General features: G+C 73.0%; 21 protein-coding genes, 1 other RNA gene and 1 pseudogene. 9 read left to right on the top strand and 14 right to left on the bottom strand.

Going from position 1 to position 22,034, the window contains the following annotated elements; all coding sequences use genetic code 11:
* Positions 1 to 76 precede the first annotated feature (76 nt).
* From typA to DQ241_RS07760, 5 genes are all read right to left on the bottom strand, one after another.
* Positions 77 to 1,963 (bottom strand): translational GTPase TypA, encoded by a 1,887-nt coding sequence (typA, locus tag DQ241_RS07740; protein WP_113829615.1) that lies wholly within the window; start codon positions 1,961 to 1,963, stop codon positions 77 to 79.
* Positions 1,964 to 2,060: 97 nt separating this feature from the next.
* On the bottom strand, positions 2,061 to 2,414 hold the full coding sequence (locus tag DQ241_RS07745; RefSeq protein ID WP_113829616.1) for a hypothetical protein: 354 nt from the start codon (positions 2,412 to 2,414) through the stop codon (positions 2,061 to 2,063).
* A 12-nt stretch (positions 2,415 to 2,426) separates the two neighbouring features.
* The gene (locus DQ241_RS07750; RefSeq protein WP_113829617.1) at positions 2,427 to 3,185 is read right to left on the bottom strand and encodes a thioredoxin domain-containing protein; all 759 of its coding nucleotides are present in this window, start codon (positions 3,183 to 3,185) and stop codon (positions 2,427 to 2,429) included.
* Complete coding sequence (locus tag DQ241_RS07755) at positions 3,175 to 3,669, bottom strand: MauE/DoxX family redox-associated membrane protein (protein ID WP_113829939.1); 495 nt, start codon at positions 3,667 to 3,669, stop codon at positions 3,175 to 3,177. Before DQ241_RS07755 ends, DQ241_RS07750 begins: the two co-directional genes overlap by 11 nt.
* Positions 3,670 to 3,836: 167 nt before the next feature.
* Positions 3,837 to 4,400: a YceI family protein gene (locus tag DQ241_RS07760; protein WP_113829618.1), complete on the bottom strand. Its 564-nt coding sequence runs from the start codon at positions 4,398 to 4,400 to the stop codon at positions 3,837 to 3,839.
* Between the two features lie 89 nt (positions 4,401 to 4,489).
* On the opposite strand from DQ241_RS07760, the gene DQ241_RS07765 reads away from it, so the two are divergent.
* Positions 4,490 to 5,008: a MarR family winged helix-turn-helix transcriptional regulator gene (locus tag DQ241_RS07765; RefSeq protein WP_113829619.1), complete on the top strand. Its 519-nt coding sequence runs from the start codon at positions 4,490 to 4,492 to the stop codon at positions 5,006 to 5,008.
* Between the two features lie 7 nt (positions 5,009 to 5,015).
* Here DQ241_RS07765 and DQ241_RS07770 read toward each other — a convergent pair whose 3' ends face one another.
* Positions 5,016 to 5,867 carry a patatin-like phospholipase family protein gene (locus tag DQ241_RS07770; protein ID WP_113829620.1) on the bottom strand — a complete coding sequence of 284 codons (852 nt, stop codon included), beginning with the start codon at positions 5,865 to 5,867 and terminating at the stop codon, positions 5,016 to 5,018.
* A 79-nt stretch (positions 5,868 to 5,946) separates the two neighbouring features.
* Here DQ241_RS07770 and DQ241_RS07775 point away from each other — a divergent pair, with 79 nt between their 5' ends.
* Complete coding sequence (locus DQ241_RS07775; protein ID WP_113829621.1) at positions 5,947 to 7,689, top strand: class I adenylate-forming enzyme family protein; 1,743 nt, start codon at positions 5,947 to 5,949, stop codon at positions 7,687 to 7,689.
* A 75-nt stretch (positions 7,690 to 7,764) separates the two neighbouring features.
* A complete protein-coding gene (locus DQ241_RS07780) occupies positions 7,765 to 8,829 on the top strand; it encodes a TrkA family potassium uptake protein (protein WP_113829622.1) in 1,065 nt (354 codons plus the stop codon).
* A 15-nt stretch (positions 8,830 to 8,844) separates the two neighbouring features.
* Here DQ241_RS07780 and DQ241_RS07785 read toward each other — a convergent pair whose 3' ends face one another.
* Positions 8,845 to 10,374: an adenylate/guanylate cyclase domain-containing protein gene (locus DQ241_RS07785; protein ID WP_199584189.1), complete on the bottom strand. Its 1,530-nt coding sequence runs from the start codon at positions 10,372 to 10,374 to the stop codon at positions 8,845 to 8,847.
* Between the two features lie 136 nt (positions 10,375 to 10,510).
* On the opposite strand from DQ241_RS07785, the gene DQ241_RS07790 reads away from it, so the two are divergent.
* From DQ241_RS07790 to DQ241_RS07800, 3 genes are all read left to right on the top strand, one after another.
* Positions 10,511 to 11,071 carry an isochorismatase family protein gene (locus DQ241_RS07790; protein ID WP_113829623.1) on the top strand — a complete coding sequence of 187 codons (561 nt, stop codon included), beginning with the start codon at positions 10,511 to 10,513 and terminating at the stop codon, positions 11,069 to 11,071.
* Positions 11,072 to 11,166: 95 nt separating this feature from the next.
* A complete protein-coding gene (locus DQ241_RS07795) occupies positions 11,167 to 11,757 on the top strand; it encodes a hypothetical protein (RefSeq protein WP_113829624.1) in 591 nt (196 codons plus the stop codon).
* A gap of 49 nt (positions 11,758 to 11,806) precedes the next feature.
* Positions 11,807 to 12,598: an LLM class flavin-dependent oxidoreductase gene (locus tag DQ241_RS07800; RefSeq protein WP_113829625.1), complete on the top strand. Its 792-nt coding sequence runs from the start codon at positions 11,807 to 11,809 to the stop codon at positions 12,596 to 12,598.
* Here the strand turns inward: DQ241_RS07800 and DQ241_RS07805 are convergent.
* From DQ241_RS07805 to ssrA, 4 genes are all read right to left on the bottom strand, one after another.
* Entirely contained in the window at positions 12,583 to 13,248 is a 666-nt protein-coding gene (locus DQ241_RS07805) for an NADPH-dependent F420 reductase (protein WP_113829626.1), read from the bottom strand. The genes DQ241_RS07800 and DQ241_RS07805 overlap by 16 nt on opposite strands.
* Positions 13,249 to 13,294: 46 nt before the next feature.
* On the bottom strand, positions 13,295 to 13,429 hold the full coding sequence (locus tag DQ241_RS07810) for a methionine/alanine import family NSS transporter small subunit (protein WP_113829627.1): 135 nt from the start codon (positions 13,427 to 13,429) through the stop codon (positions 13,295 to 13,297).
* Positions 13,426 to 15,018: a sodium-dependent transporter gene (locus DQ241_RS07815; RefSeq protein ID WP_113829628.1), complete on the bottom strand. Its 1,593-nt coding sequence runs from the start codon at positions 15,016 to 15,018 to the stop codon at positions 13,426 to 13,428. The genes DQ241_RS07810 and DQ241_RS07815 overlap by 4 nt, the downstream gene beginning before the upstream one ends.
* A gap of 175 nt (positions 15,019 to 15,193) precedes the next feature.
* Positions 15,194 to 15,567: a transfer-messenger RNA gene (gene ssrA / locus DQ241_RS07820) on the bottom strand.
* 148 nt (positions 15,568 to 15,715) lie between these two features.
* Between ssrA and DQ241_RS07825 the strand changes: the two genes are divergently transcribed.
* The 3 genes and pseudogenes from DQ241_RS07825 to DQ241_RS21280 all read left to right on the top strand — a co-directional run bounded on the left by DQ241_RS07825 (position 15,716) and on the right by DQ241_RS21280 (position 17,982).
* Positions 15,716 to 16,348 carry a TetR family transcriptional regulator gene (locus DQ241_RS07825; RefSeq protein WP_233492301.1) on the top strand — a complete coding sequence of 211 codons (633 nt, stop codon included), beginning with the start codon at positions 15,716 to 15,718 and terminating at the stop codon, positions 16,346 to 16,348.
* Positions 16,349 to 16,601: 253 nt separating this feature from the next.
* A pseudogene (locus DQ241_RS21275) lies at positions 16,602 to 17,183 on the top strand (MFS transporter); the annotation flags it as partial.
* A 199-nt stretch (positions 17,184 to 17,382) separates the two neighbouring features.
* Complete coding sequence (locus tag DQ241_RS21280) at positions 17,383 to 17,982, top strand: MFS transporter (RefSeq protein ID WP_370444374.1); 600 nt, start codon at positions 17,383 to 17,385, stop codon at positions 17,980 to 17,982.
* A gap of 42 nt (positions 17,983 to 18,024) precedes the next feature.
* Here the strand turns inward: DQ241_RS21280 and DQ241_RS07835 are convergent, their stop codons facing one another.
* The 3 genes from DQ241_RS07835 to DQ241_RS07845 form a co-directional block, all read right to left on the bottom strand.
* Complete coding sequence (locus DQ241_RS07835) at positions 18,025 to 19,173, bottom strand: magnesium and cobalt transport protein CorA (RefSeq protein WP_113829629.1); 1,149 nt, start codon at positions 19,171 to 19,173, stop codon at positions 18,025 to 18,027.
* Positions 19,174 to 19,501: 328 nt separating this feature from the next.
* A complete protein-coding gene (locus DQ241_RS07840; protein WP_113829630.1) occupies positions 19,502 to 21,118 on the bottom strand; it encodes a DASS family sodium-coupled anion symporter in 1,617 nt (538 codons plus the stop codon).
* 51 nt (positions 21,119 to 21,169) lie between these two features.
* On the bottom strand, positions 21,170 to 22,033 hold the full coding sequence (locus tag DQ241_RS07845) for a hypothetical protein (RefSeq protein ID WP_113829942.1): 864 nt from the start codon (positions 22,031 to 22,033) through the stop codon (positions 21,170 to 21,172).
* Position 22,034 lies beyond the last annotated feature (1 nt).

Here is a 22,034-nt window from a genome sequence, read left to right on the forward strand (position 1 = left end):
GAGATGGGGGCGGAGTCGGCCCGGCTGCAGGGACCCGCGGCGCGCGGAGCGTGTCGCGGGGGGCAGCCGGGTCCTTCTACTTGGGCTTGCGGTTCTTGGCCTTGCCGCGCTCGGTCTGGTCCAGGACCACCTTGCGGATGCGGACGCTGGCCGGGGTGACCTCGACGCACTCGTCCTCGGCGCAGAACTCCAGCGCCTGCTCCAGGTTGAGGATCCGCGGCGGGATGAGCCGCTCCAGCTCCTCGGAGGTGGACTTGCGCATGTTGGTGAGCTTCTTCTCCTTGGTGATGTTCACGTCCATGTCGTCCGGACGGGAGTTCTCACCGACGATCATGCCCTCGTAGACCTCGGTGCCCGGCTCGACCATGAGCTGGCCGCGCTCCTGCAGCGAGAACATCGAGTAGGTCGTCGCCACGCCCTGGCGGTCGGCGACCAGGGAGCCGGTCGGCCGGGCACGCATGTCGCCCAGCCACGGCTCGTAGCCCTCGAGGTTGTGGTTCAGCACGCCGGTGCCGCGGGTCTCGGTGAGGAACTCCGTGCGGAACCCGATCAGGCCGCGGGACGGGACGATGTACTCCATCCGCGCCCAGCCGGTGTCGTGGTGCACCAGGTTCTCCAGCCGACCGCGGCGGACGGCCAGCGCCTGGGTCAGCGTGCCGACGTACTCGCCGGGGGTGTCGATGGTGACCCGCTCGACCGGCTCGTGCAGCTTGCCGTCGATGGTCTTGGTGACGACGGTCGGCCGGCCCACGGTGAGCTCGAACTCCTCGCGGCGCAGCTGCTCCACCAGGATGGCCAGCGCCAGCTCGCCGCGGCCCTGCATCTCCCAGGTGTCGGGGCGGTCGGTGGGCAGCATGCGCACCGACACGTTGCCGACCAGCTCCTGGTCGAGGCGGTTCTTGATCAGGCGGGCGGTGAGCTTCTTGCCCGACTTGCCGGAGATCGGCGAGGTGTTGATCCCGATGGTGATCGAGATCGAGGGCTCGTCGACGGTGAGCGGCGGCAGCGGCCGCGGGTCGGCCGGGTCGGCGAGGGTGTCGCCGATCATGATGTCCTCGATGCCGGCGATGGCGACCAGGTCGCCGGGGCCGGCGCTGTCGGCCGGGGTGCGGGTGAGGCCCTCGGTGACCAGCAGCTCGGTGATCTTGACGTTCTTGATGGTGCCGTCGACCTTGCACCAGGCGACCTGCTGGCCGCGCTTCATCTCACCGGAGTGGATGCGGAGCAGGGCGAGGCGGCCCAGGAACGGCGACGCGTCGAGGTTGGTGACCTGCGCGCGCAGCGGCTCCTCGGCGTCGTAGCTCGGCGCGGGGATGGTCTCCAGCAGCGTCTTCACCAGCGGGCCGAGGTCCGGGCTGTCGGGGACGGTGCCGTTCTCCGGGCGGTTGAGCGAGGCCTGCCCGGTGCGCCCGTTGCAGTAGACGATCGGGAACTCGAGGGCGTCGGCGTCCATGCCGGCGTCCTCCATGAGCTCCATGAACAGCTCGTAGCACTCGTCGACGACCTCGGCGATGCGCGCGTCACCGCGGTCGGTCTTGTTGACGGCGAGGATGACCGGCATCCCCTTGCCGAGCGCCTTGCGGAGCACGAAGCGCGTCTGCGGGAGCGGACCCTCGGAGGCGTCCACGAGCAGGACGACGCCGTCGACCATCGACAGGCCGCGCTCGACCTCGCCACCGAAGTCGGCGTGGCCGGGGGTGTCGACGATGTTGACGACGACGGGGTTGCCGCTCTCGTCGGCCAGGCGGATGGCGGTGTTCTTGGCCAGGATGGTGATGCCGCGCTCACGCTCGAGGTCCATCGAGTCCATGACGCGGTCCTGCGTGGTGTCGGCGTCGGTGCCCTCACCCTTGGCGCGGCCGAGGGCGCCGGCCTGGCGGAGGAGGGCGTCGACCAGGGTCGTCTTGCCGTGGTCGACGTGAGCGATGATCGCCACGTTGCGCAGGTCGTCGCGAGTGGGCATGCGGAAGGGCACCTCAGGGTGTTCGGGGATCCGCGGCGTCGGCTCGCGGCATCTCGTTCAACGGCCGCCGGCCCGGCGACCTTCCCAATCTACGCGCTCACGGCGCGTCGACGGTCTCCGCAGGCCGGTCGGCCACCCCGAACGTCACCCCAGCGGCCGCCAGAGTGACCAGACTCACCGCCAGCCAGGCCGGCAGACCGACGCCGATGGCCAGCACGTGGGCCAGGACGAAGGCCGCGACGTACAGGGCGGCCAGCGCCACGGCCGTCGCCCACCCCCGGCGGCGCAGCCACAGCACGCCCGCGGCGACCCCTGCTCCGGCGAAGAGCACGCCGCCCAGCGCCCGGATGCCGGTGCCCTGCGCGACGCCGAACCCGGCGGCGAGGCCGACGGCGACGAGCGCGGCCGAGGGGAACCGGGTGCGGGCGCGGGTCAGCGTGGAGCTCGACATGGCCCCAGTCTCCTACCCGGCCGCCGCGACGGCCGCCGCCAGCCCCTCGGCGGTCAGCTGCCCGGGGTCCAGCGCGACACCGTCGACCAGCACCGTCGGGGTACCGGTGATGCCGGCCCGGCTGGCCGCGTCGGTCACGGTCGCGGTCCAGTCCTCGAACTCGCGGTCGCGGATGCCCTCCGCCACGTCGTCCCCGGTGGCACCGGCCCGCGCCGCCAGCTCGACCAGCCGGTCGTCGTCCAGGCCGGCGGTCCCCTCGGCCGGCTGCTCGGCGAAGAGCAGCTCGTGGAAGCGGGTGAACGCCTCGGGACCGGCCCGGTCGAGCACCACGGCCGCCGCGTTGAGCGCGCGCGTGGAGTACCCGGTGCTCGACGCCCGGTCCAGGAAGGCCATGGGGCGGTACCGGACGACGACCTCGCCGTCGTCGACGAGCTGCTGGATCGTGCCGCCCGCCTCCGCCTCGAACGAGGCGCACACCGGGCACTGGAAGTCCTCGTAGACGTCCAGGGTCACCGGGGCGTCCGCCGCGCCGACCTCGACGGCGGTGCCGCCGTCGACGGTGCCCGCCGGGGTGGCGGCGTCGTCGGGGGTGGCGGTGCGCTGCGACTGCACGACGATCGCGACGACGACGGCGACCACCACCAGCACAGCCGCCACCGCGCCACCGAGGACGGTCCGCCGCCGGCGCTCGGCGCGGGCACGGGCGGCGGCTTCCGCCGCGCGGCGAGCGGCCAGCCGGTCGCGCTTCGTCCTGCGGGTGTCAGCGGGCATCGACGTACTCCTCGTGGTCGTCGGAGCGGACGGGGACGCCGAGGGCGAGCCGCGAGGCCGGCCACCGCGCGAGGGCGAGCGCGACGAGCAGCAGCCCGACGTCGCGGGCGATCTCGGCCGGGTAGGCCGTCTTCCCCGCGCCGACCTCGCCGCCGTCGCCGAAGCAGCCGCAGTCGATCCGGAGGCCGCGCGCCCAGGCGGAGCCGACGCCGACCAGGAACAGCACCAGCAGGACGGCGGAGGCGAGCGCGGCGGTGCGGACGAACACGCCGGCGAGCAGCGCCAGCCCGACCGCGACCTCCACGACCGGCAGGCCGAAGGCGACCGGCGGGACCAGCGCCTCGGGCAGCAGCCGGTAGGCCCGGACCGCCCGCTCGACCGCCGCGGGGTCGGGGAACTTGAGCAGACCGGCGACGAGGAAGACCCCGCCCACCAGCAGCCGAGCCCCCGTCGCCAGCCACGGGCCGGCCGTCTGCCACCGCATGTCCCGTTGGTCGTCGCCGGCGCCGGAGCGGTTCCCCGACGTGGCGCAGATCACGCACGAGGGCCCCGGACGGCGAACCGTCCGGGGCCCTCGGAACGTGCTGGAACGGCCGCCCTTCAGCGTCCCGCAGCGAGCTCGCGAGCCGTGGGGGGAAGGGCGGTCCTCCCTCAGGCGGTGCGGAGCACGGCCTCGATCTCGAGCTCCACGGAGACCTTGTCGCCGACGACGACGCCGCCGCCGTCCATCGGCATGTCGATGTCGACGCCGTACTCCTTGCGGGAGATCTCGGTCTTGGCGCTGAAGCCGGCGCGCGTGCCGCCGTAGGCGTCGGGGCCGAAGCCGTTGAGCTCGAGCTCCAGGGTGACCGGCTTGGTGATGCCCTTGATGGTCAGGTCGCCGGCGACGGTCCAGTCGGCGCCGTCGGTGCTGACGGCGGTGGACCGGAAGGTCATCTCGGTGTGGTTGCCCACGTCGAAGAAGTCGGCGGAGCGGATGTGCGCGTCACGCTGCTCCTGACGGGTGTCGATCGAGTCCATGTTGATGCGCGCCTCGACGGTGGAGGCGGCGGGGTCCTCGGCGGTGACGATGACGCCGTCGAAGTCGCGGAAGTAGCCGCGGACCTTGCTGACCATCATGTGGCGCACGGAGAAGCCGACGGTCGAGTGGGCGGCGTCGATGTCCCAGGTGCCGACGACGTAGCCCGGAATCTGGACGCTGGTGCTGCTGGTCATGTTCGATCTCCAAGTTGGTTGAGCGTTGGACCTTCTGCTCGACCGTAGCATAGTTGAAGGCTTGACTATTCCGCTAGTACGCTCGGGGCATGGACACGCAGCTGACCCGGGAGGAGCCCGGCTCCTCCCCCGCGCCCGAGCCCCGCTGGCTCGACGTGCAGGAGCAGAAGGCCTGGCGCGCCTGGCTCTACAGCGCGCAGCTGCTCCAGGACCGCCTCGACCGCGAACTCACGCACGCCACCGGCATCTCGCACGCCTACTACGAGATCCTCGTGGCGCTCTCCGAGACCCCCGGGCGCATGATGCGCATGAGCGAGCTGGCCGACCGGTGCCTGTCGTCCCGCAGCCGGTTGTCGCACGCGGTCTCCCGGCTCGAGGAGCGCGGCTGGATCCGCCGCCAGGTCTGCCCGGAGGACGGCCGCGGGCAGCTCGCCGTCCTGACCGACGAGGGCTTCGCCGCCCTCGAGGCGGCCGCGCCCGTGCACGTGGAGGGCGTCCGCACCCACCTGTTCGACCAGCTCACGCCCGCCCAGGTGGAGAACATGCGCGACTTCGGCGAGACGCTGCTCGAGCACCTGGACCCGCAGCGCAGCCGCCCGTCCTCCTGACGCCGGGTCAGCCGGTCCAGGCCTCCGCGACCCGCTGCGCCACCGCGGCCGCCTGCGCCCGGCCGGCCCGGGCCGACGGCGCCCGCGCGGCGGGATCCAGCACGTTGCGGCCGATCGCGGTGCGGCTGGCGTCGTCGGGGCTGACGACGGCGACCCGCGCCACCAGGCCGGAGACCTGCGCGTCGACGCTGGCCAGCGGACCCACCCCGCGCACGATCGGGGCCAGCACCACCAGCCGGTCGTACCCCTGCGCGAGGTCGGCGTTGGCGGCCGAGCGCATGCCACCGTCGACGTACCGCTCGCCGTCGATGGTCACCGGCGGGTAGACGCCCGGGACGGCGCAGCTGGCCGCCACCGCCTGCAGCAGCGGCACGCCGGAGTCGCGGTCGAAGGTGCGGAACTCCCCGGTGCCCGCGTGCACGGCGGTGACCGTCAGCGGGCGCTCGGGCCACTCCCGGCTGACCAGGCGCGACCCGATCACGTCGAGGCGCTCCTGCTCCGTCGGCGTGAGCCCGGCCTTCTCCGCCGCCAGGGCCAGCGAGCCGATCCGCCGGCGGAACTCGACGTCCCGCCCGCGGCTGGCCAGCAGCGCCCACGCGTAGCGGGCCAGCGTTGCGCGGCCCATCCGGGCGACCTTCTCCTGCGCCGGCGGCTCGAGCTGCCGCCCGTACAGCTGGCCGAGGTCCGCGCCGCTGGTCAGCTGGGCCCCGACCACCGAACCGGCGGAGGTGCCGACGACGAGGTCGGCGCCGGAGAGGTCGACGCCGGCGTCGGCCAGGCCGGCGAGCAGCCCGATCTCCCAGGCGATGCCCGTGATCCCGCCACCACCGAGGACGAGGGCGGTCCGCTGGTCGCTCATGCCGCCATCTTCACAGACCCTCGACAGCGCGTGTGACGTGGGCCACGCTGTGTGCCCGGACCCCGTCGAGAGGACGCGCATGACCGCCACCCAGCCCGCACCGGCACCCACGACCGCCAGCTGGCCGCCCGGCCTGCCGCGGTCGCTGGACTACCCGCGCGTGCCGGTCGGGTCGATCCTGCGGGCGGCGGTGCGCCGCTGGGGCGATCGGACGGCGTTCATCGACCACGACGTCGAGCTGACCTACACCGAGCTCGGCGAGCGCGCCCACGCCGTCGCCGGGTGGCTGGCCGACCAGGGCATCGGGCGGGGCGACGTCGTCGCCGTGCACATCCCCAACTGCCGGCAGTACCCACCGCTCTACTACGGGATCATGCTGGCCGGGGCGACCTTCTCCCCCACCAACCCGCTGCTGCCCGCCGCCGACCTCGCCGCCCAGCTCACCGACGCCGGGGCGACCGCCCTGATCACCTGGGACGAGGTGCTCCCCTTCGTGCGCGGAGCCCTGGAGCAGACACCGGTGCGCACCGTGATCGTCACCGGCGAGGCGCACACGCTCGACTTCGGCGCCCGCCTCGAGCTGGAGGACGGCGACGTCGACCTCGCCGACCTGCTCGCCGGCGACACCACCGACCGGCACCTGGACGCCGACCTCGACGTCGACTCCGACCTCGCGCACCTGGCCTACACCGGCGGCACCACCGGGGTGAGCAAGGGCGTGGAGCTGCTGCACCGCAACGTCGTCACCAACGTGCTGCAGTCGGCCTGCTGGACCAGCGTCTCGCTGCCCGAGCTCGACGAGGCCGGCGACGTGACGCTGCGCCAGGTGCTGGGCGAGGAGGAGATCAGCACCCGGCTCGGCGAGGCGCGGATCATCAACCTGACGCCGTGGTTCCACGCGATGGGCGTGATCGGCTACCTCAGCGGCATGGTCATGGCCGGCACCACCACGGTCATCCACATGCGCTTCGACCCGGTCAAGTACGTCGAGGACATGGCGCGCCACCAGGTGACCGCCATCGGCGGTGCACCGCCGGTCTTCGTCGCCCTGCTGCAGGTGCCCGGGTTCGCCGACCACGACTGGTCGGGGGTCCGGGGCGTGTCCAGCGGCGCCGCCCCGCTGCCGGTGACGCTCATCGAGAAGATGCAGGGGCTGCTCCCCAACGCGCTCATCGGCGAGGGCTACGGCCTGACCGAGGTGACGATGCAGGCGACGGGCAACCCGTCGTTCCGGTCGGGCACCCGCAAGCCCGGCACCGTGGGCGTGCCGGTCTTCGACACGGAGATCTCGATCCGGCCCCTCGGCGGCGGCGACCCGCTGCCCACCGGGGAGCGCGGCGAGGTGTGCATCCGCGGGCCGCAGGTCATGCGCGGCTACGCGCACCGGCCCGAGGCCACCGCCGAGGCCATCGACGCCGAGGGCTGGTTCCACACCGGCGACGTCGGCATCCTCGACGAGGACGGCTACCTGTCGATCGTCGACCGCACCAAGGACATGCTGCTCTACAAGGGCTACAACGTGTTCCCGCGCGAGCTCGAGGAGATCCTGTTCTCGGTGCCCGGGGTGGCCGGTGCCGCCGTCGTCGGGCGGCCCGACGAGGACGCCGGGGAGCTGCCGGTCGCCTACGTCGTCCGCAAGGGCGACGACGACGGCGCCGCGCTCACCGTCGAGTCGGTGCTGGCCGCGGTGAACGACAAGGTGACGCCCTACAAGCGGCTGCGCGACGTCGTCTTCATCGACGCCATCCCGGTGTCGGCCGCCGGCAAGGTGCTCAAGCGGGAGCTGGCCGCCAAGGAGCGGGAGAAGGTCGCCGCCGGCTGACCGCCCCGCGCGGCGTCCACCCCGAACGGGTGCGGCGCCGCGCGGTGCGCCACCGGCGTCGCTATCGTGCCCCGAGTGACGCAGCCAGAGGGAGCCGGCACCGAGCACACCGGCGTCCGGATCGCCCACGTCGAGCCCTCGCCGTTCCGGCAGGTGGGTCAGCGGCTCCTCTTCGCGCTGTTCGTCTTCGTGCTCACCGTCGTCCTGGTCTACCTCGACCGCGAGGGCTACCGGGACGTCGACGACAACGTCGACCTGCTCGATGCCGCGTACTACGCGACCGTCACGCTGTCCACGACCGGCTACGGCGACATCACGCCGGTCACCGACCAGGCCCGGCTGGTCAACCTCGCCGTCATCACGCCGCTGCGCGTGCTGTTCCTGATCGTCCTCATCGGAACGACCCTCGAGGCGCTCACCACGCGCTCCCGCGAGGAGTTCCGCATCCGTCGCTGGAGGTCCCGCGTGCGCCAGCACGTCATCGTGTGCGGCTACGGCACCAAGGGGCGCAGCGCCATCCGCTCCCTGATCGCCAACGGCACCACCCCCGAGAAGATCGTCGTCGTCGACCCCGAGCCCCGGGCGATCGACGAGGCCAACTCGCTCGGGCTGACCGGGATCGTCGGCGACGCCGGACGCACCGAGGTGCTCCGCCGGGCGTCGGTCGAGCGGGCGCGGGCGGTCATCGTGGCGGCCAACCGCGACGACGCCGCCGTGCTCATCACGCTGACCGTGCGCCAGCTCAACCCGAGCGTGCCGATCACCACGTCGGTGCGCGAGGAGGAGAACGCCAACCTGCTGCGCCAGTCCGGCGCCGACACGGTCATCACCACCTCTGCCACGTCCGGGCGGCTGCTCGGCCTGTCCACGGACGCGCCGCGGGTGGTCGCCGTCGTCGAGGACCTGGTCACCGGCGGGCAGGGGCTGGACCTGCACCAGCGCACCGTCACCTCCGGCGAGGTCGGCCTCGGTCCCCGCCAGCTGCGCGACATCGTGCTGTCGGTGACGCGGGGCGGGCGGACGCTGCGCTTCGACGACCCGCTGATCGGCACCCTGCAGCCGGAGGACGTGCTCGTGGTCGTCAAGGCGCACGACCCGGTCAAGCCGAACCGCCCGCCGACGCAGCCCTCGCAGATCTAGGGCCGGCCACCGGGCTCAGCGGTCCCGGCGTACCCAGGTCGTCGTCGGCTCGCCGCGGCCGCGCAGCTCCACGGCGGCGCCGCGCACCCAGTGCGCGAGCTCCGCGGTCCCCGCGGTGCGCAGCGTCGGCTCGCTGGCGACCGCCCGGCCGGGGTGGTCCTTGGCCAGCTCGGTGAGCCGCGCGGCCTCGTTCACCGGATCACCGATCACGGTGTACTCCAGCCGGCTGGCCGCGCCGACCTGGCCCGCCCACACCCGGCCGCACGCCACACCCACGCCGACGTCGACCTCGCCGGCCTCGGCGACGGCGTCGCAGATCGACCGGGCGGCCCGCAGCGCGGCAGCGGCCGGGGCGGGGTGGTCGGTCGGGGCGCCGAAGACGCACAGCGCGGCGTCGCCCTCGAACTTGTTGACCAGGCCGCCCTCCGCCTCCACCGTGTCGACCACCACCGCGAAGAACCGGTTGAGCAGGCCGACCATCTCCTCCGGGCCGGTGCGCCGGACCAGGGAGGTGGAGCCGGCGATGTCGACGAACAGCGCGGCGACGGTGCGCTCCTCGCCGCCCAGGCTGACGCCGGTGCGCAGCGCCTCCTGGGCCACCGTGGTCCCCACGTGCCGGCCGAACAGGTCGCGCAGCCGCTCCCGCTCGGCCAGCCCGGCGGCCATCGTGTTGACGCCCTCCTGGAGCAGCCCGATCTCGCCGGCGTCGTCGACCAGGACGTCGACGTCGTAGTCACCCTCGCCCACCTGCTGCACCGCGCGGCGCAGGTCGCGCAGCGGCTGGCCGACCGCGCGCGCGGTGAGCAGCGTGGCCAGCCCGCCGACCAGCAGCGCGACGACCACCAGGAAGACGACGGCCGCGCGGCCCGGCCCGTCGGGGTTGCTCGGGTCGAGGAAGAGCAGCACCACGCCGCCCAGCGGGACGCCGCTGGTCAGCCCCCAGGTGAGCAGCAGGCGGGGTCTCACACCCAGGGCCAGCGCGCCGTCGGGCGGGTGCGCCGTGAGCGCCCGGGCGGTCACGGCGCGCGCCGCCCGGGCGGTGAGCAGGTACGTGACGCCGGCGGTGACCACCCCGCCGAGCGTGGTGGCGACGGCGATGCGCAGCCCGACCAGCGGTTCGGGGAACGCCGCCGCGCCGACCGCCCCGACCAGCACGGCGCCGACGAACCAGACGCAGGCGGCGATCAGCGCCACGTCCACCGGCAGCCGCAGCGCGTGCGCGGCCTCGGCGCGGGTCGGCTCCCGCCCGGTCATCAGCCACCGGTTGGTCGCCCGCTGGCGGCGCAGCCCGCCGACGACGGCGAGGGGCAGGGCGACCGCGAGGTAGGCCGCGGCGGTCCACAGGACCTCCGCCCGGCCACCCCCGCCGTTGCCGTCGTCCACGCCGATGAGCAGCAGCACGACGGTGCCCACGCCGACGAGGTTGGCCAGCACGACCAGCAGCACGATGAACGGGACGGCGACCCGGCCGCTGGGGGCCCACTCGGCCCACACCCCGTCGCGGACGACCGTGCGCGGCCGCGCGGGCGGCTGGTCGTCGGTCACGGTCGGCGCAACGAGGCCCGGCAGCGCCCGGTTCCGGACCGTCCCCCGATCGTGATCACGACGTCATTCTGCGGGCCGGGATGTCGGTACCGCGCCCTACTGTGACGGCGACCACCCGACGGAAGTGGAGGCAGCCGTGACCGCACTGGAGAACCGCCCGCGCACCGCACTGCTGGTGATCGACGTCCAGAACGGCGTCGTCGGCAACGCGTTCGAGCGCGACCGCGTCGTCGCCAACATCCGCAGCCTGGTGGCGAAGGCCCGGGCCGAGCAGGTCCCGGTGCTGTGGGTGCAGCACTCCGACGAGGAGCTGACGCAGGGGTCCCCGGAGTGGGAGTACGTGCCCGAGCTCCAGCGGGACGAGTCCGAGCCGTTGGTGCACAAGACCTACGGCGACTCGTTCGAGGCCACCGACCTCGAGGAGCGGCTGGCCGAGCGCGGCGTGGGCCGGCTGGTGGTCACCGGCGCGCAGACCGACGCCTGCATCCGGTCGACGCTGCACGGCGCGCTGGTCCGGGGCTACGACGCGACGCTCGTCGCCGACGCGCACACCACCGAGGAGCTGCGCGAGTGGGGCGTGCCGATCGGGCCGGAGGATGCGATCGCGTACACGAACTCCTACTGGCGGTTCGCCTCCGCGCCGGGGCGGACCGGCACCGTGGTCCCGACCGCGGAGGTCGACTTCTCGGTCGTCTGACCGGCGACCGGTCGCTCTGGGGATGCGCGGGCGCGAAACCCCTGGTCAGATCGGTGGGACGGATCGATCACCCCGCCGACGAAGGGACCTGCACCATGACCGACCCCGCCGAGTGGCGTCTCCAGCGCCTGGAGGCCCGCATCGACCGGCTCGAGCGGGCCGTGGTGCAGGGCGTCGCCTGGCTGAGCGCCGCGCTCCTCGTGGTGGGGGTGCTGCTCCCCTACATGGGGCCGGAGGAGTGGGAGGAGGCCGACGAGCGCGACCCCGACCAGGCGTTCTACGGCAACCTGCTCGTCGTCCCGTTCAAGATCTTCGGCTTCCGGAACAGCGAGGGCGAGGCCGAGGGGGGTGGCTACTTCTTCGGCACCTGCTACCTCGGGCTGCTCGTGGTGATCGGCGTGGCGCTGTGGGTGCTGTACCGGCTCGGCAGCGGCCAGATCACCGAGCGCACGGGCCGCTTCGCCCGCATCGTCGCCGGGTTCCTGGTCGTCGGGGTGCTCGGCGCGCTCCCGTTCCCGCTCCTGTGCCTCCCGGAGGACAACGAGGGCACGATGGGCCCCGCGATCCTCGTCGTGGCCGCCGGCGCGGTGGTCTTCCTGCTCCTGGTGACCCGGCTGAGCGACCGGTGGGACCCCGAGCGGGGCGCCGCGCGCCCCCGTTCCTCGCTGCGCAGCACCGCCCCCTGACCGGGCCGCTGGGACCGGAACTGTCGTAGCCGCTGGTTACGGTCGGCCCATGCGCGTGGGACTCAGCATCCCGGTCATGGACGAGCCGGCCGCGCTGGTCGACCTGGGGGTCGCGGCGGAGGCCAACGGGTGGGACGGCGTGTTCCTCTGGCACCACGTCGTCGGCACCCCCGACTTCCCGGTGCCGATCGCCGACGCGTGGGTGGTGCTCGGGGCGCTCGCGGTGCGGACCACGCGGGTCCGGTTGGGGACGACGGTCACCGCGCTCCCCCGACACCAGCCGCACGAGGTCGCCCGCCAGGCCGTCACCGTCGACCGGCTGTCCGGTGGCCGGATGGTGCTCGGGGTCGGGCTGGGCGAGCCGCCATCGGAGTACACGGCGCTCGGCCGCAGCGCCGACCGGCGCACCCTCGCCGGGATGCTCGACGAGGGGCTGGAGGTGGTGCGGGGCCTGTGGTCGGGGGAGCCGTTCAGCCACACCGGCGAGCACTACACGGTCGAGGGCGTGCAGTTCCTGCCTCCGCCGCTGCAGCAGCCACGGATCCCGGTGTGGGCGTCGGCGATGACCCGCAACGAGCGCACCCTGGGCCGGGCGGCCCGGTGCGACGGCGTGCTGCTGGGCGCGATGACGGCCGAGGGCGGCATGGACGTGTTGCCCGCCGCGGCGGTGGCCGAGGTGGCCGCCCGCCCTGACGCACCCGCCGACGTCGTCGTGGCCGCACCGCCCGGCACCGACCCGGCGATGTACGCCGACGCCGGCGCCACGTGGGTGCTCGTCACGGGGTGGCTGGACGAGCTGCGCGAGGTCGCGTCGGCGCCGCCGGCTCACATGTCGCGGTAGCGGACGGCGGCGGCCAGCGCCGTCCGCAGCTGCTCCTCCGTGACCGGGCGGCCGGGGACCGCGAAGACGCCGTAGGCCTCGGTGTCGCGCTGGTAGCGCCACCCCTCGGCCAGCGGGCCGACGTCGTGGGCGTCGAAGCCCACCTCGTCGAGGAAACCGGTCGCCGTGCGCTTGGCCTCGTCGTCGTCCCCCGCGATCGCCAGCACCGACCGGTCCGGGTCCCCGGCCGGTCGAGCCATGGTGACGATCGCGGCCGCGGGGATGTTGTTGAACGCCTTCACCACCCGCGACTCCGGCAGGTGCGCCTGGAGCAGCTCGCTGACCGTCGTCGACTCGTCGTCGAGCTCGGCGATCTGCCCGTCGCGCTGCGGGTAGTAGTTGTTCGTGTCGATGACGACCTTGCCGCGCAGCGGCTCGACCGGCACGTCGCGGTAGGCCTTGAGCGGAACGGTGACGACGACGAGGTCACCGGCCTCCGCCGCCTCGGCCGGGGTCGCGGCCCGCGCCTTCGGGCCGAGCTCGGCGACCAGGCCGGCCAGCGTCTCCGGTCCGCGGCTGTTGCTGAGCACCACGTCGTAGCCGGCGTCCACCGCCCGCCGCGCGAGCGCGCTGCCGATGTGACCGCTGCCGATGAGCCCGAGTGTCGTCATGACCCCGGCAAGTCCCCGTCCGCGCGGGCCATTCCCGGTGCCGTCGTCAGAGGTCCCGGGGCTGGTTCTCGGTGCGGTCCTCGACCGCGCCGTGCCGCACCAGGCTGGCGACGGCCAGGGCCAGGCCGCCCCAGATGACCAGCATCGCCACCACCATCATCACGATCGCTGCCGTGCTCATCGGGGACCTCCCTCGCCACGCGTCGCCGGGTTCGCGTGCAGTGGTGCCGTGGGATCGGAGCCCGGTGGCGGCCCGTCGAGGTGGGTCCCGGCCCGCCACGGCAGCCGGGCGAGGAGGAAGCCGAGCAGCGGCAGGACCACGACCAGCAGCCAGCCGAACACCAGCAGCAGCCAGCCCGGGTAGCCCTCGTAGGGCTCGTCGAGGTCGTCGCGCAGCGAGAAGAACAGCACGAGCGCCAGGCCCACGGGGGCGACCAGGCTCACCAGGACCCGCCAGCCGGCCCCGACCCGGGGGCGGCCGTGCACGTTCAGGTGCGCGCCGAGGCCGCCCAGCGCCCGGAGCGCCCACGCGACGATCAGCATGCTGACCAGCGCCACGACGAGGATGCCGTACTGGTTGACGAAGTGGTCGACGACGTCGAGCACGTAGATGCCGCTGGTCGTGCTGAACAGCACCAGGCTCAGCAGCGCGGCGGGGATGCCGACCGCGAACGTCGCGGCCAGGCGGCCGGTGTCCAGCTTGTCGCGGACCGCGGAGATCACGACCTCGATGACGCTGACCAGCGAGGTGATGCCGGCGATGACGAGCGAGCCGAAGAACAGCACGCCGATCAGGGCGCCGGCCGGGGCCTCGCTGATGATCGTCGGGAAGGCGATGAACGCCAGCCCGATCCCGTCGCTGGCGACCTCGCCGACCCCGACCCCGTTGGCCTGGGCCATGAACCCCAGCGCGGCGAAGACCCCGATGCCGGCGAGCAGCTCGAAGCCGGAGTTGGAGAAGCCGACGACGAGACCGGAGCCGATCATGTCCTCGCGCCGGCCGACGTACGAGGCGTAGGTGATCATGATGCCGAAGCCGATCGACAGCGAGAAGAAGATCTGCCCGAACGCGGCGGCCCAGACCGACGCCTCGCCCAGCGCCGACCAGTCGGGCGTGAACAGCGCGTCGAGCCCCTCGGCGGCCCCGTCCAGCAGCAGCGCCTGCACCACGAGCGCGGCGAAGGCGAGCACCAGCACCGGGATGAACACCAGCGAGGTCGCGCCGATCCCCTTCTGCACGCCGAGGGCCATGATCACGAGGACGGCCAGCCACACGACGGCGAGCGGCAGGAGCACCCCGGGCACGACGTCGGCGGTGACCCGGACGTCCCCGGCCTGGAGGAACTCGCCGAAGAAGAAGCCCTCGGGGTCGGCCCCCCACGCCTCGTCGAGCGAGAAGAACGTGTAGCGCAGCGCCCAGGCGATGACGGCCGCGTAGTAGATCGCGATGACGAAGCAGATGCCGACCTGCCACCAGCCCAGGCCCTCGGCTCCGCGACGCAGCCGGGCGAAGGAGAGCGGCGCCGACCCGCGGTGGCGGTGGCCGATCGCGTAGTCGAGCAGGAGGAACGGGATGCCCGCGGTCAGCAGCGCGACGAGGTAGGGCAGCACGAAGGCGCCGCCGCCGTTCTCGTAGGCGACGTAGGGGAAGCGCCAGATGTTGCCCAGTCCCACGGCCGAGCCGATGGCCGCCAGGATGAAGACGCGCCGGGAGCTGAACGCGCCTCGGCGACGCTCCTGCTCGACCTGCCCCGTGGCTTGCCCGGTCATGGGACCTCCTCCGTCGTCCGACGAACCCGTGCAGTGAGGATGGCAGGAGTCGGCCGCACCGGCTGGTGGAGATCGCTGGGTCCTGGCTCGCACGGTGGACCGGCTCCGCGCCGGGGTGCCCGGACACACGTCGGGCCCGGTCATCCGACCGGGCCCGACGTGTGTGGTGCTGCAGGGGTGGAGGTGGCGGGAATCGAACCCGCGTCCTTCGACGCATGACCAGGGCTTCTCCGAGCGCAGTCCGCTCTGCCTCTACTCGACCCCACCGAACTCACGAACAAGTCGGTGTGACGGGCCCAGTCGCTGTTTGATGTCCCCCACGCACCCGCGACCGGTGCGAGGAGTCAGTCACCTAGCTGATGCCAGGATCCGGGCCGGTGACGAACCCGGGCTGACAGAGTCGCCTCGCTACTTAGGCAGCGAGGGCGAACTCGCGCTGACTGGAGTCGGCGCTTGTGTGGTTTGCAACGCGTGGTTAACGAGCTCATCGTTGCCTTCCTCGGCTCGCTTCCCCTGGACACCCGACCGAAGTCGAGACCATTCACCCCCTGTGTAGTTGTGCAGTCAGGGTAACGGCCCGCGCCAGCGGGATGTTCCACCCCGCGCCCGGGCGTCACCCGGACGACACCTGGCGGTAGCGAAAAGTTGTCGGGGTTCAAACTTGTACTCAGTTCAGGTTTTGCCCTACGGTGATCACGTGACCGGGTTCTTCCAGACAGCGAGCGGCCAGCGCTGCGCGCTGTCGGCGGTCATGGGGCTCCGCGAGCGCAAGAAGCTCGACGCCTGGCGCACCATCCGCTCCACCGCGCTCCGCCTGATCAGCGAGCGCGGCTTCGACGCCGTCAGCGTCGAGGACATCGCCGCCGCCGCCGGTGTCTCCCGCACCACGTTCTTCACCTACTTCCCCAACAAGGAAGCCGTCGTCCACGACCTGGACCCCGCGGAGCTGCAGCAGTGGCGCGAGCTCCTCGAGGACCCGCGGGACGGCATGCCGCTCTGGGATGCGCTCACCGAGGTCCTGCTCGGGCTGGCGCGGCTGCTCGAGCAGCGGCTCCCCCTCCAGAAGCGGTTGTTCGCGCAGTCCCCCGAGCTCTGCCAGTCGTCGCGGGGACCCTGCGCCAGCTACCAGCCGGACCTCGAGGAGTGGCTCTCGCGCCGGACGACGGACGGCGACGACCTCAGGACCGCCCTCACCTTCAGCACCGCCATGGCCGCGTGCACCACAGCGATCGCGGCCTGGGACCCGGACGACTCCTACGAGCACTTCCGGGAGATCCTCCGCGACTGCCTGCGCTGGGCCGGCGCAGGACTCGCGCGTCCCGTGAGCTGATCCGCTCGCGCACCTCCCGGCACTGACCCCGCCGGTTCCCGCACCGCGTCCAGCGACCGCGCACCGACGCCGGCCGCCGTGCCCCCGCACGCCCTCATCCCCCAACCACTGCGCTCCGCGCAGGAAGGACGGCGTAGCCATGCCCGTCGACAGCCTGCCCACCCGGTCCGGCAGCACCGCGCCGGAACCCCCGCCCTCCGCCCCCGATCCTCGCCGCTGGCTGGCCCTGGCGGTCATCGCCGTCGCCCAGCTGATGGTCGTGCTCGACGTGTCCATCGTGAACATCGCCCTCCCCCACGCCGGCGCCGACCTGGGGATCACCACCGCGAACATCCAGTGGGTGGTCACCGCCTACACGCTGGCCTTCGGTGGACTGCTCCTCCTGGGCGGGCGGATCGCCGACTTCGTCGGCCGCAAGCGCACCTTCATCGTCGGGCTGCTCGGCTTCGCCGGCGCCTCCGCGCTCGGCGGCCTGGCCCCGAACCAGGAGCTGCTGTTCGCCGCCCGCGCCCTCCAGGGCGGGTTCGCCGCCCTGCTCGCCCCGGCCGCCCTCTCGCTGCTCACCGTGACGTTCACCGAGCCCCGGGAGCGCGCCCGCGCCTTCGGCGTCTTCGGCGCCATCTCCGGCGGCGGCGCGGCCATCGGCCTGATCCTCGGCGGGGTGCTCACCGAGTACGCCTCCTGGCGGTGGACCCTCGGGGTGAACGTGCCGATCGCGGTCGTCGCCGCGGTGTTCGCCGTCGGGCTGATCACCGAGAGCCGGGCCACGGGCGACCGTCGCTACGACATCCCGGGCGTCCTCCTGTCGACCGCCGGCCTGGTGAGCCTGGTCTACGGCTTCAGCAAGGCCGCGGAGGCCGGGGTCGGCTGGAGCGATCCGGTCACGCTGGCCTTCCTGGTCGCCGCCGCCGTCCTCCTGGTCGGCTTCGTGCTCTACGAGCGCCGCGCCAGCTCCCCGCTGCTGCCGCTGCGCGTGGTCCTCGACCGCAACCGCGGGGGGGTCCTACCTGACCTTCCTGCTGGTCGGGGCCGGGCTGTTCGCGATGTTCCTGTTCCTCACGTTCTACTTCCAGGAGACCCTGGGGTACACGCCGCTGGAGTCCGGGTTCGCGTTCCTGCCGTTCAGCGGCGGCATCATCCTGGGCGCCGGCATCGTCTCCCAGCTGCTGCCCCGGATCGGCCCCCGTCCGCTCCTGGTCACCGGCCTCGCGCTCGGCACGGTGGGCATGCTGTGGCTGACCCGGATCGGGGAGTCCAGCGCCTTCGTCACCGACGTGCTCCCGGCCGAGATCGCGCTCAGCTTCGGCATGGCGATGGTCTTCGTCCCGGCCTCGAGCACCGCGCTGGTCGGGGTCTCCTCGCACGACGCGGGGATCGCCTCGGCGATGCTCAACACCGCCCAGCAGGTCGGCGGCTCCCTCGGCCTGGCGCTGCTGAACACGTTCTACGCGTCGGCCGTCACCGACCGCCTCGCCGAGGACCCCGCCGCCGGGCCGGGCGCCGCCCTGATCCACGGGTACCACGTGGCCTTCGTGTGGGCCGCCGGGTTCCTGGCCCTCGCCCTGCTCGTCGGGGCGGCGCTCATCTCCGCCCGGAAGGACGACCTCCCGGTCGAGGCCGCGATGGCGGTCTGACTCCGCGGAGGGGCGGCACCACCGGCGTCGCCCCTCCGCCCGTCAGATCCAGTCGCGGCGTTTGAAGACGGCGTAGAGCGTGACGCTGACCCCCACCATGAGCACCAGCGCGAGCGGGTAACCCCAGGCCCAGTGCAGCTCCGGCATGTGGTCGAAGTTCATCCCGTAGACGGTGCCCACCAGGGTCGGCGCGAACAGGATCGCGGCCCACGCGGAGATCTTCTTGACCTCCTCGCCCTGGGCGATCGAGGCCTCGGTGAGCTCGCGGATCTCCTCGTTCTGCCGCTGCGCGACCAGGGTCGCGTTGACGGTGAGGATGTCGCGCAGCTGCAGCCGGAACGCCTCCACGCGCTCGGTGACCTGGACGACGTGGTCGGCGACGTCGCGCAGGTAGCTGCGCAGCTCCTCGTCGACGCCGTACTTGTCGAACCCCGACGTGATGGCGGCGATGATGCCGGTCAGCGGCTGCGCGGCGCGCTGGAACTCCAGCACCTCCTGCGAGAGCTCGTAGATGCGCCGGGAGACGCCCGGGTCGCCGCGGAAGACCTCGGTCTCGATCTCGTCGATGTCCTTGTCCAGGCCCTCGACGACCGGCCGGTACCCGTCGACGACGGCGTCGAGGGTCGCGTAGAGCACCGCCTCGCTGCCCTTGGCCAGCAGCGCCGGCTCGCTCTCCAGCCGGCGGCGCACCCGGGACAGGTCCGGCGACTCGCTGTGCCGCACCGTGATGGCGAAGTCCGCGCCGAGGAACAGGTGCAGCTCGCCGAACTCGACCTCCTCGGCCGCGTCCAGGTACCGCGCGGCCTTGAGCACGACGAACAGCGTGTTGCCGTACCGCTCGAACTTCGGCCGCTGGTGGGCCTTGATGGCGTCCTCGACGGCCAGCTCGGGCAGGTCGAAGAGCTCGGCCAGCTCGCCGAGCGCCGCCGCCTCGGGCCGGTAGAGCCCCAGCCAGGCGAGCCGCTCCTCCCCCAGGTCCAGCTCGGCGCGGCTCTCGGCCGCCGAGTCGGGCGTGGCCACGCGCCGGCCGGCCGAGTACACGGCGTTGTCGACGATGCGGGCGCTCGGCCGCGGTTCGGCGACGACCGGGGGCACCGGCGGGGCCACCGTCAGCGCCGGGCGGGTGGCCGGGCGGGGACGGCGGGCGAGGGTGGACAGCGCGCTCAGCGGCGCGCGACGGCGGTCGGTCACGACGGACTCCCGGGAGGTGCGTGCGAACGGGGCACCGGGGTGGGTCCCTCCCGCGCAGCGCCGTCCGGGCGCACGACGGTGACCGGTTAGGCGACGGGAAGGACCTCGGGATGCGGACTGGGAGGTTCGCTGCGCATGGCTGCTCCTCCCTGTCCGCGCCCGCGTCCGTCGCGCGGGCCGTCGTCCATGGTCCCACGCGCGTGCCCGGGTGGGGCAGACACCGGGCTCCGAAGGGGTGAACTCCGGCGTCAGCCTCCGTGTCACCGGTCGGCTTCCGCCCCCGGTCCGCTCCTCGCTCGCAGAGCTCGCTGCGATGCTCCCGGCGGCGTCAGCCGCCGACGCTGCCGAGCACCAGGTCGACCAGCAGGGGCAGGAGCAGCACGATGAGGAGGGCGCCCAGGACGTCGAACGAGGCGCCCGACCGGATCATCTTGGTGATCGGCACAACGCCCGAGCCGTAGGCGATCGCGTTCTGCGGCGTGGACACCGGGAGCATGAAGCCGAACGAGGCGGCGAAGGTGGCCGCCAGCGCCGGCACGAACGGGTTGATCCCCGCAGCCACGGCCACCGGGATGATGATCGGGACCACGACGGCGGCCGACGCGGTGTTCGACGTCGTCTCGCTGATGACGATGGCCAGGATGACGGCGAAGACCGTGATCCCGAACGTGCTGGTGAGCCCGAGGGAGTCCGCGGACGCCTGGCCGATCCGTTCGGCCAACCCGGTGCTGGCCAGCAGCGACCCGAAGATGATGCCGGTGCCGAACAGCAAGATCGTGCCCCAGTCGATCTTCGCGGCGTCGCTCCAGTTCAGCGTGAACTCCCGCGACTTCCAGTCGGTGGGCAGCAGGAACAGCAGCGAGGCGCCGAGTACGGCGACGATGCCCTCGTCGAGCCGGTCGCTGATCGTGCCGTAGAGGTCGGAGTCCGTGCCGGCGGTCAGCGCGATGACGCCGGGGAAGATCCACAGCACCACGGTGATGCCGAACGCGATGAGGGTGTTGCGCTCGGCCCCGGAGAAGGGACCGAGGTCGGCCCGCTCCTGCTGCACGTACTCGTGCACGCCCTCGATCCGCTTGATCTCCGGCTTGTTCAGCAGCAGCAGGATGACGGTCAGCGCCACGAACATCAGGGCGCAGATCGGCAGCGCCATGAGCATCCAGTCGAGGAAGCCGATGCGCTCGCCGGTCGCCTCCTCGATCAGCCCCCGGCCGATCAGGTTGGGCGGGCTGCCGACCGGGGTGAGCAGGCCCCCCACGCCGGCGCCGTAGGCCAGCATCAGCATCAGCGCGACGCCGACGCGGAGCCGGAGCGGGTCGAAGTCCGGCTTCACCAGCTCCTTGGCCTGGAGCAGCTTGGCGATGACCGACAGGATGCCGATCGCCGTCGGCAGCAGCATGGCCACGGTGGCGGTGTTGGAGACGAAGGCCGACAGCACGGCGGTGATGAACCCGAACGCGATGACCACCCGCGCGGTGGATGCACCGACCCACTTCAGCGACAGGATGAACATCGCGAAGCGGCGGGCCACACCGTGCTTGAGCATGGCCGCGGCGAGGATGAACGCGCCGATGAAGGTGAAGACCGTCGTCGAGCCGAAGGGCGCCAGGGCGTCGTCCGCCGGCACCACCCCGAGGACGACGATCGCGGCGACACCGATGAGGCCGCCCACCGGGATCGGCACCGGCTCGGTGATCCACAGGACGATGACGCCGAGCAGCACCGCGGCCAGCAGGTGCTGGTCCCGCGGCAGGTCGATCGGCACGAACGCGAAGACGATCGTGACCACCGGCGCCAGGAACAACCCGACGGTGCGGCGGGCCTTCTCGAAGCGTTCCTCGGCCGGGCTGAGTTCCTGCTCCCCCAGGCTCCGGTAGGTGGCGCTGCCGCGGAAGGCGGCGTCGACGTCGGTCCGTGGTCCCTGTGCCCGCTCCGTCGCGGTCATGGCGCCTCCCCGTGCTGGAAGTGCCTCCGAACGTAGGGCAGGCGGCCCGCGTCAGCGACCGAAGATGCCCTGCCCGAAGGCGCCGTTCTCGGCGAGCCGGCGCGAGAGCCCCTTGCCGAGCTCCACCACCCGGGCGGTCTTCTCCGCGCCGAGCGTCAGCCACGGGTCGGCGGCCAGCGCGTCGGTCTGCACCTCGATGCGCGCCCGCAGCTCCTCCCCTTCAGCGGTCAGCCCGGCGTCGTCGAGCAGGCCGCGCTCGGCCAGCGCGCCGCAGGCGGCGGCCCACTGCTCGTCGCTCCACCCGCGGGTGGCCTTGGCGGCGGCATCGGTGAACCCCCGGCCGGTGGCGCAGTGGGTGATCAGCGCCTCGAGCCCGGTGAGCCCGGCGTGCAGCAGGACGGCGACGTGCCCGTCGCCGCGGTGCTCGCGCAGCAGCGACGCCCCGTGCCACAGGGCAAGCAGCGGCTCCTCGGGCCAGGGCAGGTCGGCGTGCCCGGCGAACAGCGGCCGGCCCTCGGTGGACAGCCCGTCGGCGGCCTCCCGCAGCAGCCCGGCCAGCTCGGGGACGGCCTCGGACGACGCGGCGTCACCGAGCAGCCGGGTGAGCGAGGCGCGGGCGGCGTCCAGCCGGGCCGCGAGCACCTGCTCCGGCGAGGCCAGCGTCCACGCCCGCGGGATCATGTGCGCGACCAGCGACGGCGAGAAGTTGTAGAAGGTCGCGGTGACCACCCCGGCGCCGACCGCACCCATCGGCGCCGACCGCGCGGCGAAGTAGGACATCCGCCCCGGCTTCAGCCCGAGCGCGCTGAGGTGCTCGTCCTGCTCCGGCGCGAAGTACAGCTGCGAGTGCAGCGGGTCGATCGCGCGGTGCGCGCGGCCGACGAGGGCGGGGTCGAAGTGATCGGCGCTGACCATG

It is taken from the genome of Blastococcus sp. TF02A-30 (genome assembly GCF_003319185.1).
In the GTDB taxonomy this organism is placed as follows: Bacteria; Actinomycetota; Actinomycetes; order Mycobacteriales; family Geodermatophilaceae; genus Blastococcus.